This is a genomic window from Thermosynechococcus sp. PP555, assembly GCF_031583225.1.
Lineage (GTDB): Bacteria > Cyanobacteriota > Cyanobacteriia > Thermosynechococcales > Thermosynechococcaceae > Thermosynechococcus.
This window is the reverse complement of record NZ_CP134168.1, coordinates 1,792,501-1,819,128: the sequence shown is the minus strand read 5'-3', so window position 1 is coordinate 1,819,128 and position 26,628 is coordinate 1,792,501. Positions and strand designations below refer to the sequence as shown.

The following is a 26,628-nucleotide window of genomic DNA, read 5'->3' as shown; positions in this document are numbered from 1 at the left end:
AGGCAACTTTCCTAATTTGCTAGAACTGGGGTAGTGGAAATGCGATGAGAGGCTGCTCAGCCATGCTGACGATCGCCCTACAACCGGTGCTGGAACTAACCGATGAGCAGTTTGCCGCAATTTGCCGCCAAAACCCTGATCTGCGGCTGGAGCGATCGCCCCGTGGAGAACTAATCATTATGCCCCCCACAGGTGGAGAAACTGGCAGGCGTCATCTTCAAATAGCTGTTCAACTGTACCTCTGGAATCAGCAATCCCGATTGGGCGTTGCCTTTGACTCCTCGACGGGATTTAAGCTGCCCAACGGCGCCATTCGCAGTCCCGATGTTGCTTGGATTCGAGGCGATCGCTGGCACGCCTTGACCCCCGAACAACGGCAAGGATTTGTACCGCTTTGTCCCGATTTTGTAATTGAGCTGCGCGCTGCCAGTGATGATCTGCGGCCACTCGAAGCCAAAATGCGCGAATATCTGGACAATGGTCTGCACCTAGGTTGGCTGATTGACCCGCAAAATCAACGGGTAGAAATCTACCGTTCTCAAATGCCCCCTGAAGTCGCGATCGCCCCTCGGCACCTCTTTGGGGAAGACCTGCTCCCCAGATTCGTGCTGGATTTAACGGAGATTCTTCCCTAGGAAGAGAGGGCAACCAATAGTTGGGGATCAACCTTGAGGCGGATAGCTAAGGTTTGTAGGTGCCGCCGATCGCCCTCTGTAAGCCGCTGTCCATTCTGGCGCAGATCCCCTATGAGGGTATAAAGCTGTTCCTGTGCCCGATCCAGATTCAGGTTCAAACCTAAGGCATCGCCAATGGTGATCAAGTCCTGCAGCAGGGGACTCAACTGGCTAAGGGTGTCACTGTCGAGGTGGTGGGCAAGATAACGCAATCCAGTGCTAATTTGCTGCTCAAGGAGTCGCTGTTGCTCTTGAAGGCTAAGGTGACAACCCAACAACCGTGCTTCACGGGCGATCGCCATCAATTCTGCCAAATGGTTTTGCAGATCCGCCAAGGGCAAATCACTGAGATCGCTGAGGTCTTGCTCTAAACTCCGCAAATGGCTAATGGCACGATGGGTCAACGCCACCGCTGCCGCGACTTGCAATTCTTGGGGCACACTCAGGCCATCCCGCTGAAACCCCATCAGGATGCCGTAGTTATCGCGATAAACTTGGGTATAAAGCTGATCCAAGCGCGTAAGGGTTTCCCGCGCCAGCACCCCCATGAGACGGTGTCGTTCCTCAGCAAAGAGATCATCCAAGCTGTAGGCTACCCCCCCAAAGCGTTCCGTAATTGCCATCACCACCCGTGCTGCACTCCCCTGTTGGAAGGCTTGCAGGAGATGGGTCTTGATCTGGCTATATTCCCGCCGCCCTTGGAAGGGTTGAATCGCACAGTGGAAATCCCAGCCCCCCAAGTGCAAGACAGCAAAGATCAGCAGTTGGGACTCGGTTGTCATCGTCGAGGTGAGTTGAATCTGGCCGATCGCCAAGGTCAGGCTGCCCATGCGTTGGAGATGATAATCCCCCTGCTCAATCTCATAGCAGTACAGTTGATGTTGGCGGGGGTAGCTATTAAAGAGGGAACTCATGGCATAGTGGGCGGCCACCTGCTGCAAGCTAATTTGAGCCGTTTTCACCAACTGGTGATAGACCGTTGCCCCATCGCCAAACTGCGGCACATTACTGGGGGCAGCGGCCAGACGCTCAATAAACTCGGGTTCCAACTGCACCCCTGCCACATCTGCCGCGAGTTCGATCGCCCGTGCCGCATAGCGGAGGATTTGCACCCCCTCAGGCCGCGAGAGTTCATCAAAAAACCAGCCACAACTGGTAAACATGAGCAGGGCATGGTGCTGCATCTCCAGCAAGCGCAGGGCATCAATTTGCTCGCTTTGACTCAGGGGGCGGCGTTGGTGTTGTGCCAAAAAACGATGCAGAGTCTCCGGCGAGCGATCGCCAATCACCTCAATATAGGCATCGCGGGCTGCCCAAACATCCTGAAATAGGTCACTGCCCAAGGTTTCATAAATTTCAATTAGCTCATCCCGCAACCAGTTCAGTGCCTCCCGCAAGGGGCGTCGCCACCGTTGATGCCACTCACCGCCCCCACCGCAACCACAATTGTCCTGCCAGCGATCCACACCATGGGCACAGCTCCACGCGGTGACGGGTTTGAGTTCCACCTCCCATGTGGGCGGGAACAGGCTGAGGTAGTAGGCAAAGTTAGTGATCTGCCAGCCCCGCTGTGGAAATTCCACTTTAAAGGCATAGGCGAGGGCTTTTTCACCGCCATACTTGTGATGGCCAAAGGTTTCCCCATCAGTGGCAACGGCAATGATTTGACTGGGGCGATGATCACCGCGCACGGCCTGTCCCAACCGTCCCGCTAGAAATTGCGAGCTAGTGAGCAGATCGCTAAAGCCCATGTCCCGCGAAATGGGGCCGTCGTAGAAGAAGATATCCAAGTAATCCCGCTGGCGATCGCCCCCCGGCAAATAGCAGCGATAGGGACGGGTCGGATCAATTTGGCTGCCACTGACTTCAATCCACTCGCTTTCACCGTCGGCAAGAATGGGACGACAGCGTTGGGCTTGGGAAGGCGCCAAAATCGTAAAGCGAATCCCCTCCTCAATCAGGGCGGCTACGGTTTCATAGTCAATGGCCGTTTCTGCCAGCCACATCCCCTCCGGTTCGCGGCCAAACCGCCGCCGAAAGTCCGCCTTGCCCCAACGAATTTGCGTGAGTTTATCGCGATAGTTGGCCAAGGGCAAAATCATGTGGTTATAGACTTGGGCGATCGCGTTGCCGTGGCCATTGAAGCGCTGACAACTGTGGCGATCAGCCTCAATAATGCGCTGATAGACCTCAAGATCGTAGCGTTCGAGCCAACTAAAGAGCGTCGGGCCGATATTAAAGCTGAGGTATTCAAAGTTATTGACAATACCAATGACCTCACCGCGATCGTTGAGAATCCGCGCAAAGGCATTGGGGCGATAGCACTCGTAGTAAATACGCTCATTCCAATCGTGGAACGGCTGGGCACTGGGTTGGTGTTCAATGGCATTGAGGTAGGGATTTTCGCGGGGGGGCTGATAGAAATGGCCATGGATGGTTACGTACACCCCAAGGGCTTGCAGTTGATCAGCAGCAGGGGAAAACACGGTCGGCGTTACATCTGTTGGATTCAGCATGCAGATCAACCACAAGACAACACATTCACTTTCCTTGGTCATCGGCGATCGCCCCAAGGGCTAGGCCGCCTGTGACGAAACTTTAAGCTCCGCAAGATTCAGTTACGCTAGGGTACCACCAAGACCGGACAGGGCGCCAAATTAATCACGCGGTTGCTGACACTTTCTTGAAACCCCTCTGGGGTCAGACCCGTTCCCCGGCAACCCATAATAATCAAACTGGCATTGATCTCATCGGCCACATCACAGATCACAAAGGCAGGTTTGCCGCGCCGCAGCAGTGTTTCCGCCACAATCGCGTGTTGGGCAAAGGCTTCCTTCACTCGATTCAAAAATTCCGCGATCGCCGCCTCTAGCTCCGCATCGGGTTCTGGGGTTTCCTCCACCGAGAGCAGAAACAACTGACTCTGAAACAGTTTCACCATCTCAACCACAGTGGGCATGGCTTCTTGGGTATCACGGCTACGGTCAATGGGAAAAAGAATGGTTTTGAACATAGAGTTCACCTCATTGGAGTCAAGTGGAAGGGCACGCCCTTGGGTAGAATGAGGGTCAGGTGAGGGTTCTGTAACGGGTCACTCCATCGCTGGCTGGGATTGTTATGCCCCTAGTACCATCATCCATGTTTTAACGCATTTAGGAGGCTCTAGCGTGTCTAAAAAATCCGTGGCACAGTTATCGGCTGCCGACTTAGAAGGAAAGCGTGTCCTCGTGCGGGTGGATTTTAACGTTCCTGTCGATGAGAATGGTGTCATCACCGATGATACCCGCATCCGCGCCGCACTGCCGACGATTCAAGACCTGATCAGCAAAGGTGCCAAGGTGATTCTTGTCAGCCACTTTGGCCGTCCCAAGGGTGTGGATGATAAACTGCGCCTCACTCCTGTGGCTCAGCGGCTCTCGGAACTGCTCCACAAACCCGTGGCCAAGCTCGATGACTGCATTGGTGATGCCGTGGTGGCCCATACCCAAGCAATGGCCAATGGGGATGTCTGTCTCCTCGAGAATGTGCGCTTCCATCCGGGGGAAGAAAAAAATGATCCTGAATTTGCCAAGCAACTAGCGGCCTGTGCAGAAGTCTATGTCAATGATGCTTTTGGCACTGCGCACCGCGCCCATGCCTCAACTGCTGGGGTGACGCAATACCTCAGTCCCTGCGTGGCGGGCTTTTTGATTGAGAAAGAACTGGAATATCTCCAAAACGCCATTGAGCATCCCCGCCGTCCCTTGGCTGCGATTGTGGGGGGATCGAAAGTCTCTTCTAAGATTGGTGTGATTGAAGCCCTTTTAGAAAAAGTGGATAAATTGCTGATCGGCGGCGGCATGATCTTCACCTTCTACAAAGCACGGGGTCTCAATGTGGGCAAATCCTTGGTGGAAGAAGACAAGTTGGAGCTAGCCAAACACCTCGCAGCCAAAGCCCAAGAAAAAGGGGTGGAGTTGCTCTTGCCCACAGATGTCGTGGTGGCGGATAACTTTGCCGCCGATGCCAATAGTCAAGTGGTCAGTATCGAAGCGATTCCCGATGGCTGGATGGGTCTGGATATTGGGCCTGCTTCGGTCAAACTCTTCCAAGAGGCGCTCAAGGATTGCAAAACAGTGATCTGGAATGGCCCAATGGGGGTGTTTGAGTTTGATCAATTTGCCAAGGGCACGGAGGCGATCGCCCGCTGTTTGGCTGACCTCACCAGTGAGGGCGTCTCGACGATTATTGGTGGTGGCGATTCTGTGGCGGCGGTTGAAAAAGTGGGCGTTGCCGATCGCATGAGTCACATCTCCACGGGCGGGGGGGCGAGCCTTGAACTCCTCGAAGGCAAAGAACTTCCTGGTATTGCCGCCTTGGATGATGCCTAGGGGATAGATCATCGCCAATACGCTGTGATCAAATCCTCCGAATCCAAGCATTAAATTCATGAAATTTGTGAATGCCCCATCGTCTCAGCCATGGGGCTTTTTTGTTCTCTGGGGCGATATTCAGACCTTGGGACACCGTGATTTGTTAATTTTTCTAACAACTGTCACTGCCCCAAACTATCCCTGCAAAGAGGATGGAATAGACTAAAAGACTGATGAATCAAGGGTTTGAGAAATTTCTAATGGATAAAAGTGGCTGAAAACCACATATCTTAAAGGTTTCAGGGTTCCAGTTGGGGTCTGGCTATTCTAGAATGAGGCTTGAAAGCAAGCAGAGGCAAGGGTTTCGTGCCTTTCACCCATTTGTTCCTCAATTAACAACCTTTAATGTTTCTGTGGAGTTATCCCCATGAATAAAGCTGAACTCGTGGATGCTGTGTTTAGTCGTGCCCATAGCACCAACAACGTCACCAAAAAGCAAGTTGAGGCGATTATCTCAGCCACTGTCGAGGAAATCATGGAGGCCGTGGCCAAGGGAGAAAAAGTGACGCTCGTGGGCTTTGGTGCCTTTGAACCGCGGGAGCGCAAGGCCCGTGAGGGACGCAACCCGAAAACGAAAGAAAAAATGCAAATCCCAGCAACTACCGTTCCCGCCTTTTCAGCAGGGAAACTCTTCAAAGAAAAAGTTGCACCGCCTGCAGCTCCCGAACCGGCGGCCAAGGGCAAGAAAAAATAGTCTGAATGCCCCCCCGCCACGGTGGCAATTTAGCTTGGGCGGCAGCGATCGCTGGCTGTGCTCCCGATGAGATTTTGGATTTTTCGGCCAGTCTCAACCCTTGGGGGCCCCCTGATTCAGTGATTGCCGCCCTACAGACTGCTTTGCCCACGATTCGCGACTATCCCGATCCCGATTGCCGTCCCTTAGTGGATGCTATTGCCACCCTGCATCAACTACCGAGGGATTATTTTTTGGTGGGCAACGGCGCGGCGGAGTTATTGACTTGGGTAGGTCGCGAGTGTGGCGATCGCCAGCAGATTTATCTTATTACTCCTGCCTTTGCTGACTACCAGCGGGCACTGGCGTCTTTTGCTTGCCCCATTGTGCCGATTCCCCTAGCCCGGGTGCAAAGCGACTTTGGGGCGATCGCGCCCTCCCTAACCCCTGAAGATGCCATCCTCATTAACAATCCCCATAACCCCAGTGGACAGCTCTGGTCGCGGAATCAGCTCCAGCCGTTGTTAGAGACGGGTGCCTTGGTGGTCGTGGATGAGGCCTTTATGGACTTTTTGCCGCCGGCGGCTAGTGAATCCCTAGTGGGGGTTGTGCCTCAGTACTCGAACTTGATTGTTCTGCGATCGCTAACGAAGTTCTATAGTCTGGCGGGTCTGCGTTTAGGGTATGGTGTGTCCTCTCCAGAACGTTGGCAACGCTGGCGATCGTGGCGCGATCCTTGGAGTGTGAATAATCTAGCAATCATTGCCGGTGTCACAGCTTTGGGCGATCGCCCCTTTCAGGAACAGACGTGGGCATGGTTACCGCCAGCGCGTCATGCCTTTGCGGCGGCCTTAAATACTATGCCCGAACTGAAGGTGGTGACCGAGAGTAAGGCAAACTTTCTACTCATCAAAGCAACGGACGCCATTTTGCCCCTGCAAACCTACCTCCTCCAGCAGCATCGCATTTTGATTCGTGATTGTTGCAGCTTTCCCGAATTGGGCGCTTCCTACTTCCGAGTGGCGGTGCGCCGTGACAGCGAAAATCAGCGGCTCCTCGAGGGGTTGCGGGCTTATTACCAACGCCAGTAGGAATTGCATCCCCCAAAGCCAAGGTGGTATAGTAGCGGTACTTAAGGGGGCGTGGCGGAATGGTAGACGCTGCGGACTTAAGAAATTGAGCCTTAGTAGAGAAATCTATTAAGTGAATGCTCTCAAATTCAGGGAAACCTACGTTTGTCCATAGGGCAAATAGGGCAATCCTGAGCCAAGCCGTTTCTCAAACCCAGACTGGAAACGGAAGGTGCAGAGACTCGACGGGAGCTACCCTACCGTAGATCCTCTACGCGGGTAAAGGGAGAGTCCAATCCTCAACACCCAAGGGGTGGTCGCGAAAGCGGCAGGAGGATGAAAATCCGTTGACCTTAAACAAGTCGTGAGGGTTCAAGTCCCTCCGCCCCCACCAAACCACTTCAGGGTCATCATTCCCAAGGGTTGACCCACTCTTCAAGGCGCGATGAAAACAGAGTACCAGCAACGACAGCAGCAGTTTTTAGAGAAATTGGGCACGGGTGTCGCTGTTTTCTGTAGTGCCCCGCGCGCCATCATGCACAATGATGTGGACTACAACTTTCGCCAAGAAAGTAACTTTTATTACCTCACGGGCTTTAATGAGCCAGAGGCCGTTGCTGTTTTTGCGCCAAACCACAGTGAGCATCGCTATGTTCTCTTTGTGCAGCCCAAGGATCTCAGCCAAGAGATCTGGACAGGGGCACGCCTTGGGGTAGAAGCAGCCAAGGAGCAATTAGGTGCCGATGCCGTATATCCCATTAGTGAGCTAGAGCAGCACCTCCCTCGCTATTTGGAGACGGGGGATCCGCTGTATTACCACTTTGGTCACAATGAGCGCTTTAATCAAGTGATTCTCAAGCACTATCAGCGCCTCTTGGCGACACTACCAAAACGGGGCACAGGCCCACGGGCGATCGCCGATCCCAGTATTCTCTTGGCACCGATGCGGCAAATTAAATCAGCAGCAGAATTGGCCTTGATGCGCCAAGCGATCGCCATCACTGTCGAAGCCCATCAGCGTGCCCGCGAAGTGGCTGCCCCCGGACGCTGGGAATATGAAATTCAGGCAGAGATAGAGCATCTGTTTCGCCTACGGGGGGGCGATGGCCCGGCCTATCCCTCGATTGTTGCCTCGGGGTCGAATGCCTGTGTACTTCACTACACTGAGAACCAACGGCAAATGGCAGCAGGAGACTTACTTTTAATTGATGCTGGCTGTGCCTATCGCTACTACAACGCTGATATTACCCGCACCTTTCCTGTGAGTGGCCAGTTCAGCGGCGAGCAACAGGCGATCTATGATATTGTCCTCGCTGCCCAAAAAGCCGCCATTGAGCAGGTGCAACCGGGGAATACCTACAACCAAATCCACGATGCGGCGGTGCGGGTGATCGTTGAGGGTCTAGTAGAGCTTGGCCTGCTGCGGGGAGCGATTGACGATCTGATCAACGAAGGCAAAGAGAACAATACCCAGAAATATCGCACCTTCTTTATGCATGGCACCGGTCACTGGCTGGGTCTCGATGTCCATGATGTCGGTCTTTACAAGCACAACAAAGAAACATGGGTCACGCTGCAACCGGGTCAAGTGCTGACAGTGGAGCCGGGAATCTATATTCACCTCGAAGCAACTCCTGCTGAGGGTCAGCCCGAGATTAGCGATCGCTGGCGCGGCATTGGTGTGCGCATCGAAGACGATGTCTTGGTCACCACCGAGGGGCACGAAGTACTGACAGCAGCTGTGCCGAAATAATAGAAAGCAGGAAGTCCTCCTCATTGAGTCCTTTACAGCAAGTCCCCGTGGAAAAAACTGTCAAATCCAAACGCCGCGTTCCTGACCATGGTGAAGTCTCACCCCCCAGCACATCGTGCAGGCCATGCTAGATTTAGTCCAGCCAGAAACCGAACGCATTAACTCGCGTTTCTTGGAACCCACCTGCGGTACTGGCAACTTCTTGGTAGAAATCCTCGCGCGGAAGCCCGTTATGCCAAGGTTCAACTTGAATATGAGCGCTACACGGTGCTGGCAGTGGCATCAATTTATGGTATCGACATCGTAGAGGACAATACCGAGAAGTATCGCAAAAGGCACTCATCGTGTAATGAAGAGAAACGGCACACCTTCCCCAGTCGTCAAGCGAAGCAGAAAAAGGATAATAGCATTTGGTTGGTATGGTGGAAAATATTCACACCTTGATTGGCTTTTGCCTCTATTACCCTCTTGCCACCATTACTGTGAGCCATTTGGGGGCTCGGCTGCTGTTTTATTGAACCGAGAACCTTCAGCTGTAGAAACATATAATGACGTTGATGGTGAGGTTGCAAATTTCTTCCGCGTCTTACGAGATGAGTCAGAGCGTTTGATAAGAGCAATTGGTCTCACCCCTTTTTCACGTGAAGAATTTTCAATCGCCTGTGAAATAGACCCATCTTTAGATCCTGTTGAACGTGCAAGAAGGTTTTATGTACGCGCCCGTCAAGTGCGAACTGGTCTAGCTCAATCTGCAACACTGGGACGCTGGGCAAATTGCAAAAACACGAGTAGAGCAGGTATGTCAGGAGCTGTGTCTCGCTGGCTTGGTGCAATTGAAGACTTACCAGATATAGCCCTGCGTTTGTTGCGTGTTCAAATAGAAAATAGACCCGCTATTGAAGTCATACGTTTGTACGACTCACCAGATACGCTTTTTTACTGTAATCCACCTTATGTCCATGACACGCGGGGCGATAGTAACGCTTACGCTTATGAAATGAGCAACAAAGAACATCGTGAGCTGGCGTCCGTGCTGAATTCAGTTCAAGGTATTGTTGCCATTTCAGGTTACGATTGCGATTTAATGGACGAGTTGTATCCTTCTCCGAATTGGTACAAAAATATCGCCCCGAGCAAAACAATACATTCGACCAAAGATGAGCGAACTGAGATTCTGTGGACAAATTATGCCCCCAAAGCGATCAATCAAAAGACATTATTTTAGGAAAAAACAATGAGTACACCTGATAAGGCTCTTACAAACATCCTAAAACGTGCTTATCAAGATATAAACAATTCGGCTATTTCAGACCATGATATTCGTTCACGGATTGAGTATGTGTGCCGACAGATTAGTAATCGGGCGTGCACAAGACTTCTTATGGCTTGTCTGTTAGCCAAAATAGACCGACCAGATGTTGATCCCCGAAAGCCATACTAGGTTTTTTGCGCCACTTTTTGCATTTTTTCCACAGGTCACGAGCCAGGTTTTTGGACGCGTATCAAAAGCTAGTATTGAATGAACCCGATAGTGCAGTGAGTCAGCCTCTCAAAGAAGCTTTCTTAGCATTAAGGCAAGCTGCAGAAGCAGATAGAGAATAACACCTTAAGATCGGGTTGAAAAAGAAAAAAGATTTCGAATTATTGGTCAATCTGGGCGTGTTCAACAGTGCCTCGATGAATGATACCGTCTATAACAAACGCGTAGCGGTGAGAAATTGCCAAGGGGCGATCGCTCCCCTGAAGTTTCACATTCATCCATGCAGTCCAACACTTTAGCCAATAATTTTTATTAAAACTTTATTTATTAAAACTTTACATTTTTAGATTGTTGCTCAATTTTGACTGTGGTAGATTTATGCCAATGCCATCCCTTAAGTTGACAATTATTTCTTAAGCCTATGGCCACAGCGTCAGCGTCTATACCCGATTGGCTGCTCAAGCTCATGCTCCTTGCCATCGAAGAGGGGCGGCAGTGGGGATACCAATTTCTCCATGATCCTCGCTGGGGGGGCGATCGCGATCGCATGGCCAACCATGCAATTTATGAAGCCACCCTCTGGTCAGTGGGTTCTGGAGTCGCCACTGGCGTCATGGGCTGGGCTGGCGTGCCCCTCGATATTGCCTACTTTTACCATGCCCAAATCAAGCTGGCAGCGGCGCTGTTCACCATCTATGGCCTAGATTCTGAAAACGAAAATGTGCTGATGATGCTGATTCCCACTGCCTTGGGGGTTACTGCCGCTGAACTTGCAAACCACTTCGGTACCCAATTTTGTCGGCAAATCTTCAAGACCTTTGGCCGGCAGGCGGCGCAAAAAAATTTATCCCAAGTGCTGATGGCGGTCTTCAGGCAGCTTCCGCGTCCCCTTTTGCAGCAGATTTTTGGCAAGGTCTCGAGTAAAAGTCTCACCCTACCTGCGCGAGCCGTTCCCCTTGTGAGTGGCGTGATTGGCGGGGCTACAAATGCCGTCATGATGAACATTTGCGGTCATGGGGTGTGTACGGTGATCAAAACGTTTCGATCGCCTAGTTATTCGATCGCCTAGTTAGGTGTCTTCGACAGGCTCAGACTCGAGGACGGTTTTCAGTGTTGCGGCTAGGGGAATGGCCAGCAAAATTCCCAAGAAACCCGCCACCCGTCCGCCAATGAGTAGCGCAATAAACTGCCAGAGGGGATTCAGGCCCATCAAGTCCCCCAGTAACTTCGGGGTAAGCACGTTATCCTTAATTTGTTGCAAGACCACAGCAATCACGAAAATATTCAAAGCCAGCCACGCATCCTGAAAAAGGATAAGCAGTGTTACTAAACCAATGCCCAAGGTCGCCCCCACCACAGGGATGAGCTGGGCAATACCAATGATCAGGGCAAAGAGAAAGCCAAAATTGACCTTGAAGGCGATCATAAAGGGAATCAGGGCAAGAAACATAAACAGCCCCAAAAAAAGCTGTGCCGAGAAAAAACTGCGAATATTCAGCCGCAGCGAGTAATCCACCATCTGCCGCCAAGGCTTGGGTACCAGTTTCATGAGTCCGCGCCAAATCTCACTGCCATAAAAGAGCATATACACCGTTAGGATCAGCACGAGGAGCACATCAACAAATTTAGTTAGGGTTGTAATCGCCACACCCGGTAACATGGCGGCAATCCCTTTGAGCTGGATCGTCAGCTCTTCCATCAAGTCATTCACCCCCACAGGGAACTGGTAGCGGCGCAGCACTTGATCTAGATGGCGCAAATTTTGATTGCCCGTATCCGCCAACTCTGGCAGTTGATTTAGGAGTTCTTCCGCCTGTTGAATAGCAAGGGGGAGCAGCAACAGCATCAAGACACTGACCACCAAAAGGGTAATCAGTAACACCAAGGCGATCGCATTCCGCCGCCGCAAACCACGAGCACAGAGGCGAATCACCACTTGATTGAGCAAAAAAGCCAAAATGGCGGCAATGACAAGGAGATTAATCGGATATTCAAAATAGAGGTAAACTTGCTCCGCCACCCAGAGATTGAGGACAATCAGAGGTCCCGCTATTAAATAGGCAAGATACCGTTGCCAACTCTGCGGCGGGCCAGACCATCTCATGGGACTCTAGGTTGAATGACTCCTAGGCAGGCGAGTGCGTAACCAATTGCCCAGCACCAGCAAGCCCACGATCGCCAGTGTGCCCCAACCCAAGGGACTTGGATACCAATAGGCTGCCTCTAGGTGATTCAGATAACCGGGCATCAATGTCCAAGTCAGGCGATCGCCCCCCCGCTGAACATGAGGATTGACCACGGTATCAGCAGTAGTGGCTGGACGCTCAATCGGGCGCGCCCCCCAAGGGGTTTCTAGGGCAAGTTGAAACTTCAGGAGCGACTGCGGTGCCACAAGAACAGCTTGATCACGGGACTCAATACCCAAGGGGCGCAGATCAATGTCATAGCGAAAGCGCTCCCGCACAAAGAGCAACCAGTTCTGGTCAAAAATATCCGCCTCAGCAGTGACTTGGGGAAGATAGGGCACACCACCAATGCGGTTGAGGACAGTGGCCAATTGCTGGCTGGTGTCAAAGGGAATCGTCACCTGAAGATGCGTTTTATCCCGTTCCTTGATCGTTCCCCCCAAGCGGCGCGCCTGCTGAATCACCTGTTCGGTAAAAGGGAGATCGGGTTGGGGCAGCGTCAGCGTGTAGGTGAGGTTCCCCCCAGTTTGTCCCTGATGCTGGATGACCATATCTGCTTGGACGCATCCACTCAAACAGACCACAAGGGGTATCAAGAGCCAAAGTATCCAGCGCTGCATTCCGCCTCTATTCCTTTCCTTGGTTTTGCTGTGCAAGATTATCCTATCTTGGGATGCTGCCAAGGCACAAAAAAACACCCCGAACAGCTCAGGGTGTCGCCATGACTTGTCTAGGCTAATCTAGGCTATTTGTTGGGTTGAGGTGTCAACCGCAGATAGGGCTTAACAGCATTGAAGCCCTTGGGAAACTTCTGCTTCGCCTCTTCATCGCTGAGGGAAGGCACAATCACGCACTCTTGACCCTCTTGCCAGTTGACGGGGGTGGCCACACTGTAGTTGTCCGTCAGTTGCAGCGAATCAATCACCCGCAGAATCTCAGCAAAGTTACGCCCCGTGCTGGCGGGATAGGTCAAGGTCAAGCGCAGGCGTTTTTGGGGGTCAATGATAAAGACTGTGCGCACCGTCAGGTTGTTGAGGGAGTTGGGGTGGATCATATCGTAGAGGTTGGAGACTTTTTTATCTTCATCTGCCAAAATCGGGTAATCCACCTTGACGTTGTTGACTTCTTCAATGTCTTTGATCCAGCCGAGGTGGGACTCCACACTATCCACACTCAAGGCCAAGGTTTTGACATTGCGCTTCTCAAATTCTGAGCGTAACCGCGCCACTTCGCCCAGTTCTGTCGTACAAACGGGGGTGTAATCCGCTGGGTGGGAAAACAGTACAACCCAGCTATCCCCTGCCCACTCATAGAAGTTGATTTCCCCCATAGAAGAGGCTTGGGTAAAGTTGGGTACGACATCCCCAAGTTTTAGGCTCATAGATGGTGGCTCCTAGGCTAACGATGTATCTTTAGCTACGGATTCTATCTTGCCACAAACTCTCGTTTATCGGTCGGAATATAGAGGAAAATATACAAACCGATAGAATTGGATAGGATTTAGGGTTGAGAATTTTCAATCGTCGTTGCCTTTAGGGTCTGGACATACTGCTGCACCTTGAGGTCAATGCCTGTAATATCGGTGCCCACGACCACTGCCCAAGCCCCCAAAGTCAAAGCTTTTACAGCCATTGTGGGACTGGCAATCCCCCCTTCACAGAGAATAGGCACGTTGAGGTGCTCAACCAGCTGACTCAGGAGCGCCCAACTGGGGGGTGGGGTATGCGCCGTGGTTTCGGTGTAACCCAAGAGGGTCGTGCCCACCCAATCAGCACCGGCAGCAATCGCCGCTTCAGCACTTGCAAGGGAGTCAATGTCGGCCATGACGGGCTTGCCCAGTTCATCGTGAATTCGCTGAATCAAGTCCTGTAGGGGTTCAGGGCGCGATCGCGCTGTGGCATCGAGGGCAATCACATCAGCACCTGCTGTCGCAACGGCCACCGCATCGGCAAAGCGAGGCGTAATATACACAGGGTACTCGGGCAAAACTTGCTTCCAGAGACCAATAATGGGCACCTTTACTGCTTGGCGCACTGCCTGAATATGGGCCGGGGTATTGATGCGCACGGCCACTGCCCCCCGCAAAACCGCTGCCCCTGCCATAGCGGCAATGATTTCTGGCGCCGCCAAAGGGGAATCTGCCGGGGCTTGACAGGAGACAATCAGACCGCCGCGAATTTGCGTTGCTAGGTTCATGGCGTTTCGAGGTGTAATTTCTGACGGGCGATCGCCCCCAGTTCCAAGGACAGACCACTCACTTTTTCTAGGAGGTACAGACAATGCTCTGGCCGCAGGAACGTGCCATCATTGCGACAGACTCCCGTGTAGATGAGGCTGACGGCAGGCCAGTGGTCTTGGTGCTCCTTGAGGCGGATCTGCAGCAGGCGATCGCGCAAATTCACCACTTGGGTTTTCCCTGACTTGGTGGTTAGCTCATAGAGAATTTCAGGGGTGGCTCGCAAATCCTCTAACCACTGTTGCCAAGTGTCCCGCTCCACAGGTTCAGGGGTACGGATGAGCAGTTCATAAGTAGCTGCCCGCAGGGCTTGACTTGCTGCCGGTTCACTTAAGGGCACCACTGCACAGGTGTAAAGGGGCACCTCCGCCGGCAGTTGTTGCCGCAATTGCTCCAGCACCGTTGACGGCTCCACCTCGCGATAAAATTCCAGATCAACAATTTCGCCATAACTGGTCACCCCAAGGGGCAAGGCGCTGGCGGTGGAGATGCGGGGTGAAGGATGAAATCCCCCCGTAAAGGCAATGGGTAGATGGGCACGGCGTACTGCTCGCTCAAAGAGGCGCAGTAGATCTAAATGGCTGAGAAGCGTCATTTCCCCAGTTTTCCCAAAGGTGAGGCGCAGACGTTGCACCCGTTCTTGGGGGGCTTGGGGTTGACCTTGAATAGGCGGAATCGGGGGGGGCGGCACGACCACGTTATGGCCAAAGTCAATGCCACAGACGCCACAATGGGAGCAGCCCTCAAAGGAACAATCGGGAACGACCACCGCTTCTAGGGCACGCTGCAAGTCTTCCTTCAGCCATGTTTTACTAATGCCCGTATCAATGTGATCCCAAGGCAGGGGCGCATCAAGGTTGTGGCTGCCACCACTAAAGACATTCCACTCACCCGCTTCCAGTTGACGGTATTTCCAGTCCAGACCCGCTTCTTGAATGGCTTGCGTCCAAGCGGCATAGGCGCGATCGAGGCTTTCCCACCAAGAATCTTCCCGTGCCCCCAATTCCCACGCGCGGCGGATCACTGGCCCCAGTTGGCGATCGCCCCGACCGACAAAGTCTTCCATTGCTGAGATGCGCACATCGGTAAAGTTGGCCTTTAGCCCCTTGATCGTGCGGAATTCCGCCTTCAGTAGCTCCTGTTTGCGCAGAAACTCACTGGTGGAGACGGCGTGCCACTGAAAGGGTGTATGGGGCTTGGGGGTAAAGTTAGAGATGGTCAGGTTAAAGCTCAGGGGCTTGCGTCCTTTGATCCAGCATTCTCGCTTCAGCCAGCGGATCGTTTCAGCAATGCCCAACACATCAGCATCAGTTTCCCCCGGCAGGCCAATCATAAAGTAGAGCTTGACCTTATCCCAGCCCTGTTCGTAGGCAGTTTTGACCCCCCGCAGCAATTCCGCATTGGTCAGCCCCTTGTTGATAATGTCCCGTAGCCGCTGCGTTCCCGCTTCCGGCGCAAAGGTCAGTCCCCCTTGGCGCGTGCCACCGACAATGTGGGCAATGTTTTCATCAAAGCGATCCACCCGCTGGCTGGGGAGTGAGAGGGAGATGTTCTCGTTTTGCAGGCGATTTTTAATTTCCACACCCACGGCGGGCAGAGCTAGATAGTCGGAGCAACTCAACGACAGTAGCGAAAACTCGTTGTAGCCCGTGGCGCGCATCCCCGTTTCAATGGCGGCAATCACCTCATCGGGGGCAACATCGCGGGCAGGGCGGGTGAGCATCCCCGGTTGGCAAAAGCGACAGCCGCGCGTACAGCCCCGGCGAATTTCCACTGTCAGGCGATCGTGAACGGTTTCTACATAGGGCACCAAGCCAATGGCATAGTGGGGCATCGGGGTAGCTACTCGCCGCAAAATGCGCTCGGGCACATCGGGACGATTGGGTTTGACGGCGCCATCCCCTTGGCGATCGTAAAATTGCGGCACATAGACCCCCGGCACCTGTGCCAAATCCAATAGCAAGTCCTGCCGACTCAAGCCGGCTCGTTTGCCTTCTGCCACCACGAGGCCAATTTCGGGCAAGAGTTCCTCGCCATCCCCAAGGGCAAAAAAGTCAAAGAAGTCAGCGTAGGGTTCAGGGTTTGATGTCGCTGTCTGTCCACCGGCAAAGATAAGGGGAATCTCTTCTAGGGGTGCCTGTTGGCGTTCTCGCCAAGTCAGGGGTAGGCCGGCCAAGTCGAGCATTTCCAGAATGTTCGTGGCACCCAACTCATAACTGAGGCTAAAGCCAATGAGGTCAAACTCCCGCAGGGCGCGGCGCGATTCCACAGCAAAAAGGGGAGTTTGGGTCACTCGCAATTTGGCGGCTAAGTCCGCTGCGGGTAAGTAGGCGCGATCGCACAGTTGATCGGGGACGGCATTGAGAATGTTGTAGAGAATAATGTGTCCTAAGTTCGAGGCGCCCACCTCATAGATTTCCGGATAGCTGAGCACCCAGCGCACCGTTGCGGCCTGCCACGGCTTATGAACTGCCCCTCGCTCATTGCCCAAATAGCGAGCAGGTTTGAGAATCTCTGGGGTGAGCAACTCAGTAATCGGCACAGCCATGACTCATGAACCCAATTGCAAACATCTAGGGCAGTAAAAAACGGGATTCCCCAGTGGGCAGCGGGCGGGGGGGTTCGGGGGGCGCCAAAAGTCCAGCACTGCCGGGTTGGGGAACGGGGGGCAGAACGGTGGGGGGTCTCCATGTCGGTTCTGGCAGTGTTGTTTGGGGTTGGGGACGCTGGGGTGTAGTCGTGGGTAACCCCGCTTGCTGGGCGTAGAAGGTGGCCAGTGTGCTCACCAAGGCATCCCGTTGTTGGCGATTGAGTTGGCGAATGGCAGCCATATCCCCTTCCATGGGGTTGACTGTCAGGTAAGAACGTCCCGGATAGGTTTCTCTGCGCAGGAAGTCATTCAGCCCCAAATAGTCAGCAAGGGAAATTTTCCAGTCAAAACGGTAGAGGGGCGATCGCCCTTTGACAGTGGTGTGATAGACAATGAATCGCTCAAGGAGGGTACTTTCTGGTGCCGGCTGACGGTTGTCTTGACGGATATAGTGGTTTTCCTTCGGCAAACCGGGCAACTTCGGATAGAGGGTTTCTGCCACCAGCCGCGGGTTAATGAGAATTTGGGCAGGGGCATCGGGTAGGTTGGGGTCAGGTTGCGATCGCCCCACACTCCAAGTACTGCTCAGGGGCAGCCACAGAAGTGCCAGCAAGCACCCCCACGTCACCCAGCCCAAAAACGTCCAGCCCCGTCGTCTTCCCATGGCGCCTAATCTGCCAGTAACTCCGGTTGAGCAATTTCATCGGACATTTCGATAATGGCACGGGTCACCGGCTTCAGGGGCAGATCATCGAGATCTTCACTGGCCTCTAGCCCCCGCCGCTGTTTCGCCCGGTTGGCAATTTGCACCGTAATCCGATAGCGATTGGCGGAGTGCTTGATTAATTCTTCTGCTCGGCGGTTAATTTCCAAGGATGAGTAATGAAGGCGCTTTTGCATGGTCAGTCTTTTCCTTAAACGTGGGTGGCCATTGCTTGTAGGGGTTGTGGTGTCGGTGTCACAAAGGGCTGGATAATGCCGCCCCCCAGCAGGCGATCGCCCGCATACCAAACCGCCGCTTGCCCCGGCGTTACCCCAAATTGCGGTTCAGTAAACTCCAATTGTACCTGCTCAGCGTTGGCAGCGGGAATGATAGTCACCGGCACTGGAGGAGTACGATAGCGAATTTGTACCGTGGCTGTGATCGGTTCTGTGGGGGGGGGAATCGAGACCCAGTTCACCCGGGCCACTGTACACTCACGACGGCCGGCGGTGGCGCGATCGCCGACAATGACGCGATTGTGTTCCCGATCCAAGGCCACCACATAAAGCGGTTCAGGTGCCGCAATTCCCAAGCCTTTGCGCTGGCCAATCGTATAGTGGTGAATCCCCTGATGGTACCCCAGCACCCGGCCATGGACATCGACAATTTCCCCTTGCTGACTGGGCAGATACTGATCCAAGAATCGGCGCATGGAGCCATGGGCTTCAATCAGGCAGAGATCTTGGCTTTCCGGTTTACTGGCGGTATGCAGGCCATACTGCGCCGCGAGGGCACGGGTCTGCGCCTTGGTTTGCTGACCAAGAGGAAACAGCACATGAGCCAGAATCTCTTGGGGCAAGTCATAGAGAAAGTAGCTTTGATCCTTATGACGATCCACCGCCCGCCACAGTTCATAGCGATCGCTCGTGGGATTGTATTTCACTTGGGCATAATGCCCGGTAGCAATGTAGTCAATCCCCAGTTGCTCACGGCTATAGGCGAGCATCGGCCCAAACTTCACCAAACGGTTGCATTGGGAACAGGGCAGCGGTGTCACCCCACTGGCGTAGCCACTGACCAGATAGTTCACAATATATTTCTCGAAAATTTCGCGGCTATCCACAATATGGTGAGGGACTCCCAGCTCCTCACAAAGACGCGCCGCATCCACTAGCCCCTCAGAGCAGCACTGCCCCTTACCCTTCATCAGCCACAGCGTCAGACCAACAACGGGGTACCCTTGAGCTTTGAGGCTAGCAATGGCCACGGAACTATCAACACCGCCGGAAAGGCCCACAACAACCGCCGGTAAATCGGACATTGTTAAGATTCACAAAAAATCTACCTCTTTTAGGGTAGCATCCCTACTTTCGCAGCGCAGGCGATCGCAATCGGCTATAATCGGAAGACAAGGTTGGCGAGTAATCGCCGCTTGAGTTTTTTAAGTAGAGCGATTCTTGAGTTCGGTTTTAGGGAAGGTTGGTTACGTGACAGTCGTCTCTCCGAAGTCAGCGTCAACACAGGGTTCAATTTTTGCTTTGGAGCAGATCAGATTATGTCTATTTATGTCGGCAACCTTTCCTACACGGCCACCCAAGAAGACCTAGAGGCCGTTTTTGCCGAGTACGGTTCCGTCAAACAAGTCTATTTACCGGTGGATCGGGAAACAGGCCGTAAGCGGGGCTTTGGTTTTGTGGAAATGTCCACGGATGCTGAAGAAGATGCGGCGATCGCTGATCTCGACGGTGCCGAGTGGATGGGACGGCAACTCAAGGTCAACAAGGCACGCCCCCGTGAAGCCATGGGCGGTGGGAACAATCGTTATTCCCGTAATCGCTAACTCCCGCAACTAGCCCTCTAGGAGGTGCTATATCGGCTCTGCCAATGTGGTAGAGAAATAATAACGACCTGCTGAATGCAATTGGAAAGGAACATCATCACTATGGCGCGCATGTATTACGACGCAGATGCCCAATTAGAACTCCTCAAGGACAAAACGATCGCCATCATTGGCTATGGCTCCCAAGGCCACGCCCATGCCCTCAACCTGCGGGATAGCGGTCTCAATGTTGTGGTGGGTCTCTATGCCGGCAGTCGTTCTGCAGAGCGCGCCCGTGCCGATGGTCTAGCGGTGCACTCCGTGGCGGAAGCTGCGAAACTGGCCGACTGGATTATGATTCTTCTGCCCGATGAAGTTCAGCGGGTTGTTTATGAGCAGGAGATTGCCCCCCACCTGCAAGCGGGGAATGTCCTTTCCTTTGCCCACGGCTTTAACATTCACTTTGGCCAGATTGTGCCCCCCGACAATGTGGATGTGGTGATGGTGGCGCCCAAAGGCCCCGGTCACCTCGTGCGCCGCACCTATGCCCAAGGGGAAGGGGTACCCTGCCTGTTTGCAGTCTATCAGAATGCCAGTGGTCAAGCCCGCGATTTAGCCATGGCTTACGCCAAGGGGATTGGAGGCACCCGTGCCGGCATTCTGGAAACCACCTTCCGCGAAGAAACAGAAACCGATCTGTTTGGTGAGCAAGTGGTGCTCTGTGGTGGCCTCAGCGCCCTGATTAAGGCTGGCTTTGAAACGTTGGTGCAGGCCGGTTATCAGCCAGAGCTGGCCTACTTTGAGTGTCTCCATGAAGTGAAGCTGATTGTGGATTTAATTGTGGAAGGGGGGCTTGCCAAAATGCGGGATAGCATCTCCAACACCGCAGAATATGGCGACCTCACCCGTGGTCCACGGATTATTACCGAGGAGACCCGCGCGGAAATGCGCAAAATTCTCCACGAAATTCAAACGGGTCAATTTGCCCGTGAGTTTGTGCTGGAAAATATGGCGGGTAAACCGGGCTTTACAGCCATGCGGCGACGGGAGGCAGAACACCCCATTGAACAGGTGGGTCAAGAACTGCGTTCCATGTTTAGTTGGTTAAAACGGGCTTAAGCTTTGCCCTAGGGGGCACCAATGGCGATTATTTCGTCGCAAAATTCACCGCCGGAGCGATCGCGCCCCCCTTTACTGCTTTCCAACCAACCCACCCCAGAGGAACAGCACTCGCCGGCTGAAGAGTCCCTACGTCCCCGCTTTTTGCACGACTACATTGGCCAGCAGGAACTCAAGGATGTGCTGCACATTGCGATCGAGGCAGCCAAGGCACGCCAAGAACCCCTTGATCACCTGCTGCTCTATGGCCCGCCGGGCTTAGGGAAAACCACCATTGCCTTGATCTTAGCGGCAGAAATGGGGGTCAACTGCAAAGTGACCAGTGCCCCAGCTTTGGAACGCCCCCGTGACATTGTGGGTCTCTTGGTGAACCTGCAAGCGGGGGATATTCTCTTTATTGATGAGATTCACCGCCTCTCCCGCATGACCGAGGAACTCCTCTATCCCGCCATGGAGGATTTTTACCTTGATCTCACCGTGGGCAAACAGCAAACGGCACGCACGCGACGACTGAAACTCAATCGCTTTACCCTTGTGGGAGCAACCACCCGTGCCGGCGCCTTGACCTCGCCCTTGCGCGATCGCTTTGGTTTAGTGGAGCGCTTGCGCTTTTATCATCCCGAAGAACTCCAGCAGATCGTTCAGCGGGGGGCAGCCCTCTTACAAACTCCCATTACTCCTGAAGCCGCTCTAGAAATTGGCCGCCGCAGTCGGGGTACACCCCGCATTGCCCTGCGGCTCCTAAAGCGGGTACGGGACTATGCCGATGTGAAGCACGATGGCACGATTAGCCTAGAGGTGGCTACCGCTGCCCTTGAACTGTTCAATGTGGATCCAGCAGGCTTGGATTGGAGCGATCGCCGGCTCCTCAGTCTGATAATTGAGTCCTATCAAGGCGGGCCTGTGGGCATTGAAACCCTTGCTGCAGCCACTGGTGAGGATGTGCAAACCATTGAAGAGGTCTATGAACCCTACCTGCTCCAGATGGGCTATCTGCAACGAACCCCCCGAGGCCGCGTTGCCACTCCCCGCGCTTGGCAACACCTAGGCTATACTCCACCAGAAAACCAGTTGCCGTTGTTATCTAGTCCCCATGACCCCTTGTCTTAAGACCCAACTCCTCTATGAGACCGACTATTACCTTTGGCTTAAGGAGACCGTTGCCCACCTCAAGGCAGGGAACTTTGACAACTTAGATGTGGAAAATTTAATTGAGGAGATTGAGAGCTTGGGTCGAAGCGAAAAACGCGCCCTATTCAGCTATCTACTGCGTCTTTGTGAGCATCTTCTCAAGCTCAAATACTGGGAAACTGAGCGACAATACTGCTATAGGGGTTGGCTGTTGGAGATTAGTCATTTCCGTTTAGAAATTGCGCTAATTTTGCAGGATAGCCCCAGTCTTCAGCCATTTGCAAAGGCAGCTTTCCTAGACTCCTATCAAAAGTCAAGGAAAAATATGTTGAAAGCGATTGGGTTATCCCCTGACGTGATTCCGGAAGTCCCCGCCTTCAGAATGGAGGAAGCTCTAGATGAGGAGTGGCTGCCTTGGCAATCTGATGCGAACTCCGAAGGCTCAGTCTCGTGAATCGCGATCTTGCCCTAAGCACTCGTTGTTGGCCAGCCTTAGCCCGCCCCTGTAATTGGAAAATCGCTGTAAGCTATTGATAGGGTTGATTAAGGTTTTTTAACCTTTCCCCGACTCTCTGCCTCGCCTACGTGAACGACCATGTTGCGGATCATCACCCAGTTAACCGACCTACGCGCTGAACTACGCCGCATTTGCGATCGCACCGATAGCGGGGAGATGAGCGACCAAGAGGCTACTGTTGAGGCAATTTTGCGCCGTGTGGCCAAGGAAGGCGATCGCGCCCTGATTGAGTACACTGCCCAGTTTGATCACATTGACCTCACCCCCGAAACCTTACGAGTGAAAGGAGATGAACTGGATGCCGCTTACCAACAGGTGTCCAAAGAACTCCTCGATGCCATTCGCCTTGCCAAGCAGCAAATTGAAGCCTTCCACCGCCAGCGCGTGCCCAAAAGTTGGGTGCAATTTGGTGAAGATGGCATTGTCCTCGGCAAACGCTACACTGCTGTTGATGCTGCCGGACTGTATGTGCCGGGGGGACGGGCTGCCTATCCGAGTACGGTGTTAATGAATGCGATTCCCGCTCAGGTGGCCGGTGTGCAGCGGATTGTCATGGTCACCCCTCCCGGTCAGGGCAAAGGTATTAATCCTGCGGTTCTCGTTGCCGCCCAAGAAGCGGGAATTCAAGAGATTTATCGCGTTGGTGGCGCCCAAGCCATTGCTGCCCTTGCCTATGGCACAGAAACGATTCCCCGCGTGGATGTGATTACAGGGCCGGGAAACCTCTATGTCATGCTTGCCAAAAAGCAAGTCTATGGGCGGGTTGGTATTGACTCCCTAGCAGGGCCTTCAGAGGTCTTAATCATTGCCGATGAGGCGGCCAATCCTGTTCACATTGCCGCTGATTTGCTAGCTCAAGCAGAACACGACCCCTTGGCAGCGGCCATTTTACTGACTCCGAGTTTGCCCCTTGCAAAGGCGGTGGTTACAGCGGTGAACGAACAATTGGCTGACCATCCGCGCCGGGTTCTCACCGAGAAGGCGATCGCCCACTATGGCCTGATTGGCATTGTCGAGAGCCTAGAACAAGCGGTAGAACTCTCCAATCACTTTGCCCCTGAACATCTGGAATTGGAAGTCGAAGACCCTTGGAGCCTTGTCGAGCAGGTGCGCCATGCCGGTGCGATTTTCCTCGGCTATTCCACCCCTGAAGCGGTTGGCGACTATCTCGCGGGTCCCAATCACACCCTGCCCACCTCTGGTGCCGCCCGTTATGCTTCTGCCTTGGGCGTAGAAACGTTCCTCAAACACTCCAGCATTATTCAATACACCCCTGCTGCCTTGCGCAAACAGGGGGGAGCGGTCATGACCCTCGCTGAAACAGAAGGCCTGATTTCCCACCGCGACTCTGTGCGTCTGCGCCTTGAACCTTAGAAAGTCTTAGAAACTGACGATCAAGTAGGGAGCTTCAAATTTACCCCCGCGAACGGGTTTGCCTTTGAGGCTAGGGGGTAGCTCAATGTGGCGCCGCTGATCGCCAGCTTCCACCGTCAGTTCCCCACTAAACTCGCTGAGTTTCACCTGATCTTTGCGAAATCCCGGTAGAAAAATGCGCACCTGTTGTTGCGTCTCATCAAACTCATAGGGAGCCGGTGCCGCTCCTAGCTGGTTCAAGTCTGGAAGATAGGAAACAAGACTTTGCCAGTTGTTCCAGTCTTTAGGAAGAGCGGAAATGCGTAGCGGTGCAAACGTGCGGCTGACCTCTGGCGTGGGTTCCCCCATACAAAAGACCTCAGAAATAGGGACATTCACCTGTTGAGCACTGCCCCATAACCATTCGGTTTGAGCGGTTGAGATCACTGTGCCATCCGTTAGCAGAAACACCGATAACCGTTGCGAGTCCGCGGCAATCTGCACACCGCGATCGATCCACTCCTTCGCCTCACCGAAACGCTCACGCACTTTTTGGGTGTCAATATTGGCCGCCATAATTGCGCTGGCGATCGGCCCCCCAATCGCATTGGCGATCGCGTTGAGATCCAGTTGATCCAGCAAACGTTGAAAGCGGCGATAGTACCATGCCAACCCTTGGGGCAACCCAATCAGCCGCAGTGTATCTTGACTATTCCCCCCCACATAGACAATCACATCGTACTCACCGCTGCTGTAGTGCACGCGCAGCGCATTTAGGGTCAGCAAAGTATCCATCCCCGGCAAGATCACCAATTCGCCCGCATAAACCTTACCCACCAATTCTTGGGGCAAATAGGGTTCCACTAAACGGCTAAGTTCTTGCCATGCCGCGTTGAGACTTTCAGTGGCCATCAGCTCGGCGATCGCTAATCCCTCCGACAGCAACTTGGGTTGCCAACCAATCGCCCGATCTGGACTGCCAATGAGAAATTGCAGGGAAGTGGCTGGACTCGGCACCGCTAACAAGGTTCGCTGCTGTCGCTCGGCAAACCACTGGGCAATGGCCAGACCCAGTGCCGTTTGTTGTTCTGGGGTTGCTCCTAGGAGAGTAACAATGCGTGTCATGGCAAGTTTGAGGACGGTAGTTGCTTGGACTATCCTATCGACAAACGGTTATCCCAAGGTTGTCTAGACAACCCCTCATAAAATCGCCTCTATGGGCAGCAAAATCCCCTCAACGATAAAACCTACTCACTAGGGCGATCGCCCTCCTTCTAGGAGCTTCTAGACCCTTCTCAGGCCAAAAAAATTTTTCGCGGCGCAAACAGATCCTTATTAGAGCATCCTGAACCTAAATTCAAATCCTTTTTCACAGTTTTCCCCAAATTCCCCAAAGTTTTCCCCAAGCACTTGGAAGTTCTGATCCTCTAGCCATCTCAACCTTTCGTTTTGTTCTTGTCTTCCTAATGTTTCCCAGTATCACAACCCTCTCAACCAAGATTTCCTCAAGCTCTAAGCCAGCTTCAAACTAACCCCACGTTCCCCAAATCACATCTTTTATTTTTCTCTGGCAGAATCTTATTCCCCTTAGATCTAGGGATCTACTACTGCTACTAAATTATTTAAATAATATTTATAGTAGTAGTAGGGGCTGTGGAAATGTGGAAAAATTTTCGGAAACCCGCTTGCAGAGCGACTTTGAGCCACTTCCCCCCTGTGGAAAACTTGTGGAAAAAGTGGGGGGTTTTTCCACAAGCCATTATCTTAGTGGAAAAAGAATAAAAAGTTTTCCACAGTTTTTCAGAGTTTTTCCGGGGTTTTCCACAGGTTTTCCCCAGAATTTTCCACAGGCTTTTTGGAGTTTTCCACAGGCTAGAGGGGGAAGATTTCCGTATTTCTACGATTCCCCTTGCCGGCGATCGCTCGCACACTGAAAAAAAGAGATTGTGCCAACCGATACGAACGTTCCTGTGGACTCCCTGATGTTTTCCCTAGAATCCCCCACAGCCAGTCTTGAGCAAGTGATTGGTCATCTTCCTCCTGTTGAGCAGATTCGGATGCTGATGTACCACCCTTACTTCACCGGTCGCTGCCCTGCGTGTCGGCAACCCATCCATCACTCCCAACTCAAGATAGGTCAGTGCCATTGCTCCCACTGTGGCTGGCAAGATCAAGCGGGCGATCCCGAGCTTATGCCTAGGTTGACGGCTCAGCATCCAGACCGTTAGCGGCTGTATTCTCTGTTCGGTCTGCCAACGGCGCAAAGCTGGCAACGATCGCCACCATCAGCCACCAAAGGGTAGCCACCTCCGGGCGAAACCAAATCGTATCTACCAACCCATGGGTGAGCATTCCCACCATGGTTGCCACAGCTCCCATCAACCAGAACCCTTGAGGGTTTGCTGTTGTCCGTAACGCCCGCAAACAACGCCACGCGCGATCGGCGAGCACCGCCAACAACCAGAGAAAGACACTAAAGCCCATCACCCCTACTTCCACAAGGATTTCCAGAAAGATGGAATAGGCACTCAATGCTGTGAAGCGCACATTCACCTGATAGAGTGGATAAATCTGGTTAAAGGCCACATTCCCCGGTCCAATGCCGAGCCAAGGCCGTGCCCAAATCATCTGTTGCACTGCCGTCCAAACATTAATGCGGAAATTATTGCTACTGTCCCCTCGGGCAACAAAAATACTCGCTGCTCGCTCCCGCAGCGGCGCCACACTCACAATCGCACCAATACAGAGGGCGATCGCCAGCCCCCCCACAGTTGGCACCCCCCAATGCCGCCATTGCAGCGGTAACCTTGGCCAAAACCAAATCCCCAGCAACCCCACCCCAGCGATCGTCGCCGCAACCAACCCCAACCAACCACCACGGCTAAACGTCAATATCAGGCTTGCTGTATTCA

Annotated in this window: 25 protein-coding genes and 2 pseudogenes (1 of these 27 only partly in view); 15 read left to right on the top strand and 12 right to left on the bottom strand. The window is 53.3% G+C overall.

Translation table 11 applies throughout. The annotated features are described in order from the left end of the window. The first annotated feature begins 44 nt into the window (after positions 1–44). Positions 45–635 carry a Uma2 family endonuclease gene (locus RHH27_RS08925; protein WP_302678091.1) on the top strand — a complete coding sequence of 197 codons (591 nt, stop codon included), beginning with the start codon at positions 45–47 and terminating at the stop codon, positions 633–635. On the opposite strand, the gene RHH27_RS08920 is transcribed toward RHH27_RS08925, so the two are convergent. Both RHH27_RS08920 and RHH27_RS08915 read right to left on the bottom strand, forming a co-directional pair. Continuing rightward, complete coding sequence (locus RHH27_RS08920) at positions 632–3,190, bottom strand: DUF3536 domain-containing protein (RefSeq protein WP_302678090.1); 2,559 nt, start codon at positions 3,188–3,190, stop codon at positions 632–634. The two genes, RHH27_RS08925 and RHH27_RS08920, sit on opposite strands and share 4 nt — an antisense overlap. Before the next feature lie 107 nt (positions 3,191–3,297). Further along, positions 3,298–3,687, bottom strand: coding sequence for a universal stress protein (locus RHH27_RS08915; protein WP_206199852.1), 390 nt, complete (start codon positions 3,685–3,687; stop codon positions 3,298–3,300). Between the two features lie 154 nt (positions 3,688–3,841). Here RHH27_RS08915 and RHH27_RS08910 point away from each other — a divergent pair, with 154 nt between their 5' ends. The 8 genes and pseudogenes from RHH27_RS08910 to RHH27_RS08885 all read left to right on the top strand — a co-directional run bounded on the left by RHH27_RS08910 (position 3,842) and on the right by RHH27_RS08885 (position 11,131). After that, entirely contained in the window at positions 3,842–5,044 is a 1,203-nt protein-coding gene (locus RHH27_RS08910; RefSeq protein WP_302678089.1) for a phosphoglycerate kinase, read from the top strand. Positions 5,045–5,453: 409 nt separating this feature from the next. Continuing rightward, positions 5,454–5,780 carry an HU family DNA-binding protein gene (locus tag RHH27_RS08905; protein ID WP_190278230.1) on the top strand — a complete coding sequence of 109 codons (327 nt, stop codon included), beginning with the start codon at positions 5,454–5,456 and terminating at the stop codon, positions 5,778–5,780. A 5-nt stretch (positions 5,781–5,785) separates the two neighbouring features. Further along, complete coding sequence (gene cobD / locus RHH27_RS08900) at positions 5,786–6,850, top strand: threonine-phosphate decarboxylase CobD (RefSeq protein ID WP_302678088.1); 1,065 nt, start codon at positions 5,786–5,788, stop codon at positions 6,848–6,850. A 424-nt stretch (positions 6,851–7,274) separates the two neighbouring features. Further along, entirely contained in the window at positions 7,275–8,582 is a 1,308-nt protein-coding gene (locus RHH27_RS08895) for an aminopeptidase P N-terminal domain-containing protein (protein ID WP_302678087.1), read from the top strand. Positions 8,583–8,629: 47 nt separating this feature from the next. Then, a pseudogene (locus tag RHH27_RS13305) lies at positions 8,630–8,918 on the top strand (N-6 DNA methylase); the annotation flags it as partial. A 13-nt stretch (positions 8,919–8,931) separates the two neighbouring features. Next, a complete protein-coding gene (locus tag RHH27_RS08890; RefSeq protein ID WP_302678086.1) occupies positions 8,932–9,807 on the top strand; it encodes a DNA adenine methylase in 876 nt (291 codons plus the stop codon). A 212-nt stretch (positions 9,808–10,019) separates the two neighbouring features. Continuing rightward, a pseudogene (locus RHH27_RS13400) lies at positions 10,020–10,184 on the top strand (DNA methyltransferase); the annotation flags it as partial. Between the two features lie 299 nt (positions 10,185–10,483). Continuing rightward, on the top strand, positions 10,484–11,131 hold the full coding sequence (locus RHH27_RS08885; protein ID WP_302678085.1) for a hypothetical protein: 648 nt from the start codon (positions 10,484–10,486) through the stop codon (positions 11,129–11,131). Here RHH27_RS08885 and RHH27_RS08880 read toward each other — a convergent pair whose 3' ends face one another. The 8 genes from RHH27_RS08880 to mnmA form a co-directional block, all read right to left on the bottom strand. Further along, positions 11,132–12,166, bottom strand: coding sequence for an AI-2E family transporter (locus tag RHH27_RS08880; protein WP_206199845.1), 1,035 nt, complete (start codon positions 12,164–12,166; stop codon positions 11,132–11,134). A gap of 6 nt (positions 12,167–12,172) precedes the next feature. Then, entirely contained in the window at positions 12,173–12,868 is a 696-nt protein-coding gene (locus RHH27_RS08875; protein ID WP_302678084.1) for a DUF3153 domain-containing protein, read from the bottom strand. A gap of 125 nt (positions 12,869–12,993) precedes the next feature. Beyond that, positions 12,994–13,629: a peroxiredoxin gene (locus tag RHH27_RS08870; RefSeq protein ID WP_149818527.1), complete on the bottom strand. Its 636-nt coding sequence runs from the start codon at positions 13,627–13,629 to the stop codon at positions 12,994–12,996. Between the two features lie 119 nt (positions 13,630–13,748). Beyond that, the gene (locus RHH27_RS08865) at positions 13,749–14,444 is read right to left on the bottom strand and encodes an N-acetylmannosamine-6-phosphate 2-epimerase (protein WP_206199843.1); all 696 of its coding nucleotides are present in this window, start codon (positions 14,442–14,444) and stop codon (positions 13,749–13,751) included. Then, positions 14,441–17,032, bottom strand: a complete 2,592-nt coding sequence (locus tag RHH27_RS08860) for a TIGR03960 family B12-binding radical SAM protein (RefSeq protein WP_302678083.1) — start codon at positions 17,030–17,032, stop codon at positions 14,441–14,443. The genes RHH27_RS08865 and RHH27_RS08860 overlap by 4 nt, the downstream gene beginning before the upstream one ends. 25 nt (positions 17,033–17,057) lie before the next feature. Next, positions 17,058–17,738, bottom strand: a complete 681-nt coding sequence (locus RHH27_RS08855; protein WP_302676150.1) for a hypothetical protein — start codon at positions 17,736–17,738, stop codon at positions 17,058–17,060. Between the two features lie 5 nt (positions 17,739–17,743). After that, positions 17,744–17,974: a DNA-directed RNA polymerase subunit omega gene (locus tag RHH27_RS08850; RefSeq protein ID WP_206199840.1), complete on the bottom strand. Its 231-nt coding sequence runs from the start codon at positions 17,972–17,974 to the stop codon at positions 17,744–17,746. 14 nt (positions 17,975–17,988) lie between these two features. Then, positions 17,989–19,098, bottom strand: coding sequence for a tRNA 2-thiouridine(34) synthase MnmA (mnmA, locus tag RHH27_RS08845; protein WP_206199839.1), 1,110 nt, complete (start codon positions 19,096–19,098; stop codon positions 17,989–17,991). Positions 19,099–19,332: 234 nt separating this feature from the next. Here mnmA and RHH27_RS08840 point away from each other — a divergent pair, with 234 nt between their 5' ends. From RHH27_RS08840 to hisD, 5 genes are all read left to right on the top strand, one after another. Then, a complete protein-coding gene (locus RHH27_RS08840; protein WP_181494467.1) occupies positions 19,333–19,617 on the top strand; it encodes an RNA-binding protein in 285 nt (94 codons plus the stop codon). Positions 19,618–19,719: 102 nt separating this feature from the next. After that, a complete protein-coding gene (gene ilvC, locus RHH27_RS08835) occupies positions 19,720–20,715 on the top strand; it encodes a ketol-acid reductoisomerase (RefSeq protein WP_149818542.1) in 996 nt (331 codons plus the stop codon). A gap of 21 nt (positions 20,716–20,736) precedes the next feature. After that, a complete protein-coding gene (ruvB, locus tag RHH27_RS08830; protein ID WP_302678082.1) occupies positions 20,737–21,825 on the top strand; it encodes a Holliday junction branch migration DNA helicase RuvB in 1,089 nt (362 codons plus the stop codon). Then, positions 21,809–22,300: a DUF29 domain-containing protein gene (locus RHH27_RS08825; protein WP_302678081.1), complete on the top strand. Its 492-nt coding sequence runs from the start codon at positions 21,809–21,811 to the stop codon at positions 22,298–22,300. Before ruvB ends, RHH27_RS08825 begins: the two co-directional genes overlap by 17 nt. Before the next feature lie 141 nt (positions 22,301–22,441). Continuing rightward, positions 22,442–23,737: a histidinol dehydrogenase gene (gene hisD / locus RHH27_RS08820; RefSeq protein WP_206199836.1), complete on the top strand. Its 1,296-nt coding sequence runs from the start codon at positions 22,442–22,444 to the stop codon at positions 23,735–23,737. 6 nt (positions 23,738–23,743) lie between these two features. On the opposite strand, the gene RHH27_RS08815 is transcribed toward hisD, so the two are convergent. Then, the gene (locus tag RHH27_RS08815; RefSeq protein ID WP_302678080.1) at positions 23,744–24,841 is read right to left on the bottom strand and encodes an ArsA-related P-loop ATPase; all 1,098 of its coding nucleotides are present in this window, start codon (positions 24,839–24,841) and stop codon (positions 23,744–23,746) included. A gap of 821 nt (positions 24,842–25,662) precedes the next feature. Between RHH27_RS08815 and RHH27_RS08810 the strand changes: the two genes are divergently transcribed. Next, entirely contained in the window at positions 25,663–25,944 is a 282-nt protein-coding gene (locus RHH27_RS08810) for a hypothetical protein (protein WP_302678079.1), read from the top strand. On the opposite strand, the gene RHH27_RS08805 is transcribed toward RHH27_RS08810, so the two are convergent. Further along, positions 25,913–26,628: the 3' portion of an IctB family putative bicarbonate transporter gene (locus tag RHH27_RS08805; RefSeq protein WP_302678078.1), read on the bottom strand. Its footprint extends 682 nt past the window's final position; the window shows 716 of its 1,398 coding nt (coding positions 683–1,398); its start codon lies off the right edge, out of view; it ends in the stop codon at positions 25,913–25,915. The genes RHH27_RS08810 and RHH27_RS08805 overlap by 32 nt on opposite strands.

What these genes read in the sequence shown, in the direction of transcription:
- RHH27_RS08925 (WP_302678091.1), top strand. Translation starts at nt 45, where the DNA reads ATGAGAGGCTGCTCAGCCATGCTGACGATCGCCCTACAACCGGTGCTG.
- RHH27_RS08920 (WP_302678090.1), bottom strand. Translation starts at nt 3,190, where the DNA reads ATGCTGAATCCAACAGATGTAACGCCGACCGTGTTTTCCCCTGCTGCT.
- RHH27_RS08915 (WP_206199852.1), bottom strand. Translation starts at nt 3,687, where the DNA reads ATGTTCAAAACCATTCTTTTTCCCATTGACCGTAGCCGTGATACCCAA.
- RHH27_RS08905 (WP_190278230.1), top strand. Translation starts at nt 5,454, where the DNA reads ATGAATAAAGCTGAACTCGTGGATGCTGTGTTTAGTCGTGCCCATAGC.
- cobD (WP_302678088.1), top strand. Translation starts at nt 5,786, where the DNA reads ATGCCCCCCCGCCACGGTGGCAATTTAGCTTGGGCGGCAGCGATCGCT.
- RHH27_RS08895 (WP_302678087.1), top strand. Translation starts at nt 7,275, where the DNA reads ATGAAAACAGAGTACCAGCAACGACAGCAGCAGTTTTTAGAGAAATTG.
- RHH27_RS08890 (WP_302678086.1), top strand. Translation starts at nt 8,932, where the DNA reads ATGAAGAGAAACGGCACACCTTCCCCAGTCGTCAAGCGAAGCAGAAAA.
- RHH27_RS08885 (WP_302678085.1), top strand. Translation starts at nt 10,484, where the DNA reads ATGGCCACAGCGTCAGCGTCTATACCCGATTGGCTGCTCAAGCTCATG.
- RHH27_RS08880 (WP_206199845.1), bottom strand. Translation starts at nt 12,166, where the DNA reads ATGAGATGGTCTGGCCCGCCGCAGAGTTGGCAACGGTATCTTGCCTAT.
- RHH27_RS08875 (WP_302678084.1), bottom strand. Translation starts at nt 12,868, where the DNA reads ATGCAGCGCTGGATACTTTGGCTCTTGATACCCCTTGTGGTCTGTTTG.
- RHH27_RS08870 (WP_149818527.1), bottom strand. Translation starts at nt 13,629, where the DNA reads ATGAGCCTAAAACTTGGGGATGTCGTACCCAACTTTACCCAAGCCTCT.
- RHH27_RS08865 (WP_206199843.1), bottom strand. Translation starts at nt 14,444, where the DNA reads ATGAACCTAGCAACGCAAATTCGCGGCGGTCTGATTGTCTCCTGTCAA.
- RHH27_RS08860 (WP_302678083.1), bottom strand. Translation starts at nt 17,032, where the DNA reads ATGGCTGTGCCGATTACTGAGTTGCTCACCCCAGAGATTCTCAAACCT.
- RHH27_RS08855 (WP_302676150.1), bottom strand. Translation starts at nt 17,738, where the DNA reads ATGGGAAGACGACGGGGCTGGACGTTTTTGGGCTGGGTGACGTGGGGG.
- RHH27_RS08850 (WP_206199840.1), bottom strand. Translation starts at nt 17,974, where the DNA reads ATGCAAAAGCGCCTTCATTACTCATCCTTGGAAATTAACCGCCGAGCA.
- mnmA (WP_206199839.1), bottom strand. Translation starts at nt 19,098, where the DNA reads ATGTCCGATTTACCGGCGGTTGTTGTGGGCCTTTCCGGCGGTGTTGAT.
- RHH27_RS08840 (WP_181494467.1), top strand. Translation starts at nt 19,333, where the DNA reads ATGTCTATTTATGTCGGCAACCTTTCCTACACGGCCACCCAAGAAGAC.
- ilvC (WP_149818542.1), top strand. Translation starts at nt 19,720, where the DNA reads ATGGCGCGCATGTATTACGACGCAGATGCCCAATTAGAACTCCTCAAG.
- ruvB (WP_302678082.1), top strand. Translation starts at nt 20,737, where the DNA reads ATGGCGATTATTTCGTCGCAAAATTCACCGCCGGAGCGATCGCGCCCC.
- RHH27_RS08825 (WP_302678081.1), top strand. Translation starts at nt 21,809, where the DNA reads ATGACCCCTTGTCTTAAGACCCAACTCCTCTATGAGACCGACTATTAC.
- hisD (WP_206199836.1), top strand. Translation starts at nt 22,442, where the DNA reads ATGTTGCGGATCATCACCCAGTTAACCGACCTACGCGCTGAACTACGC.
- RHH27_RS08815 (WP_302678080.1), bottom strand. Translation starts at nt 24,841, where the DNA reads ATGACACGCATTGTTACTCTCCTAGGAGCAACCCCAGAACAACAAACG.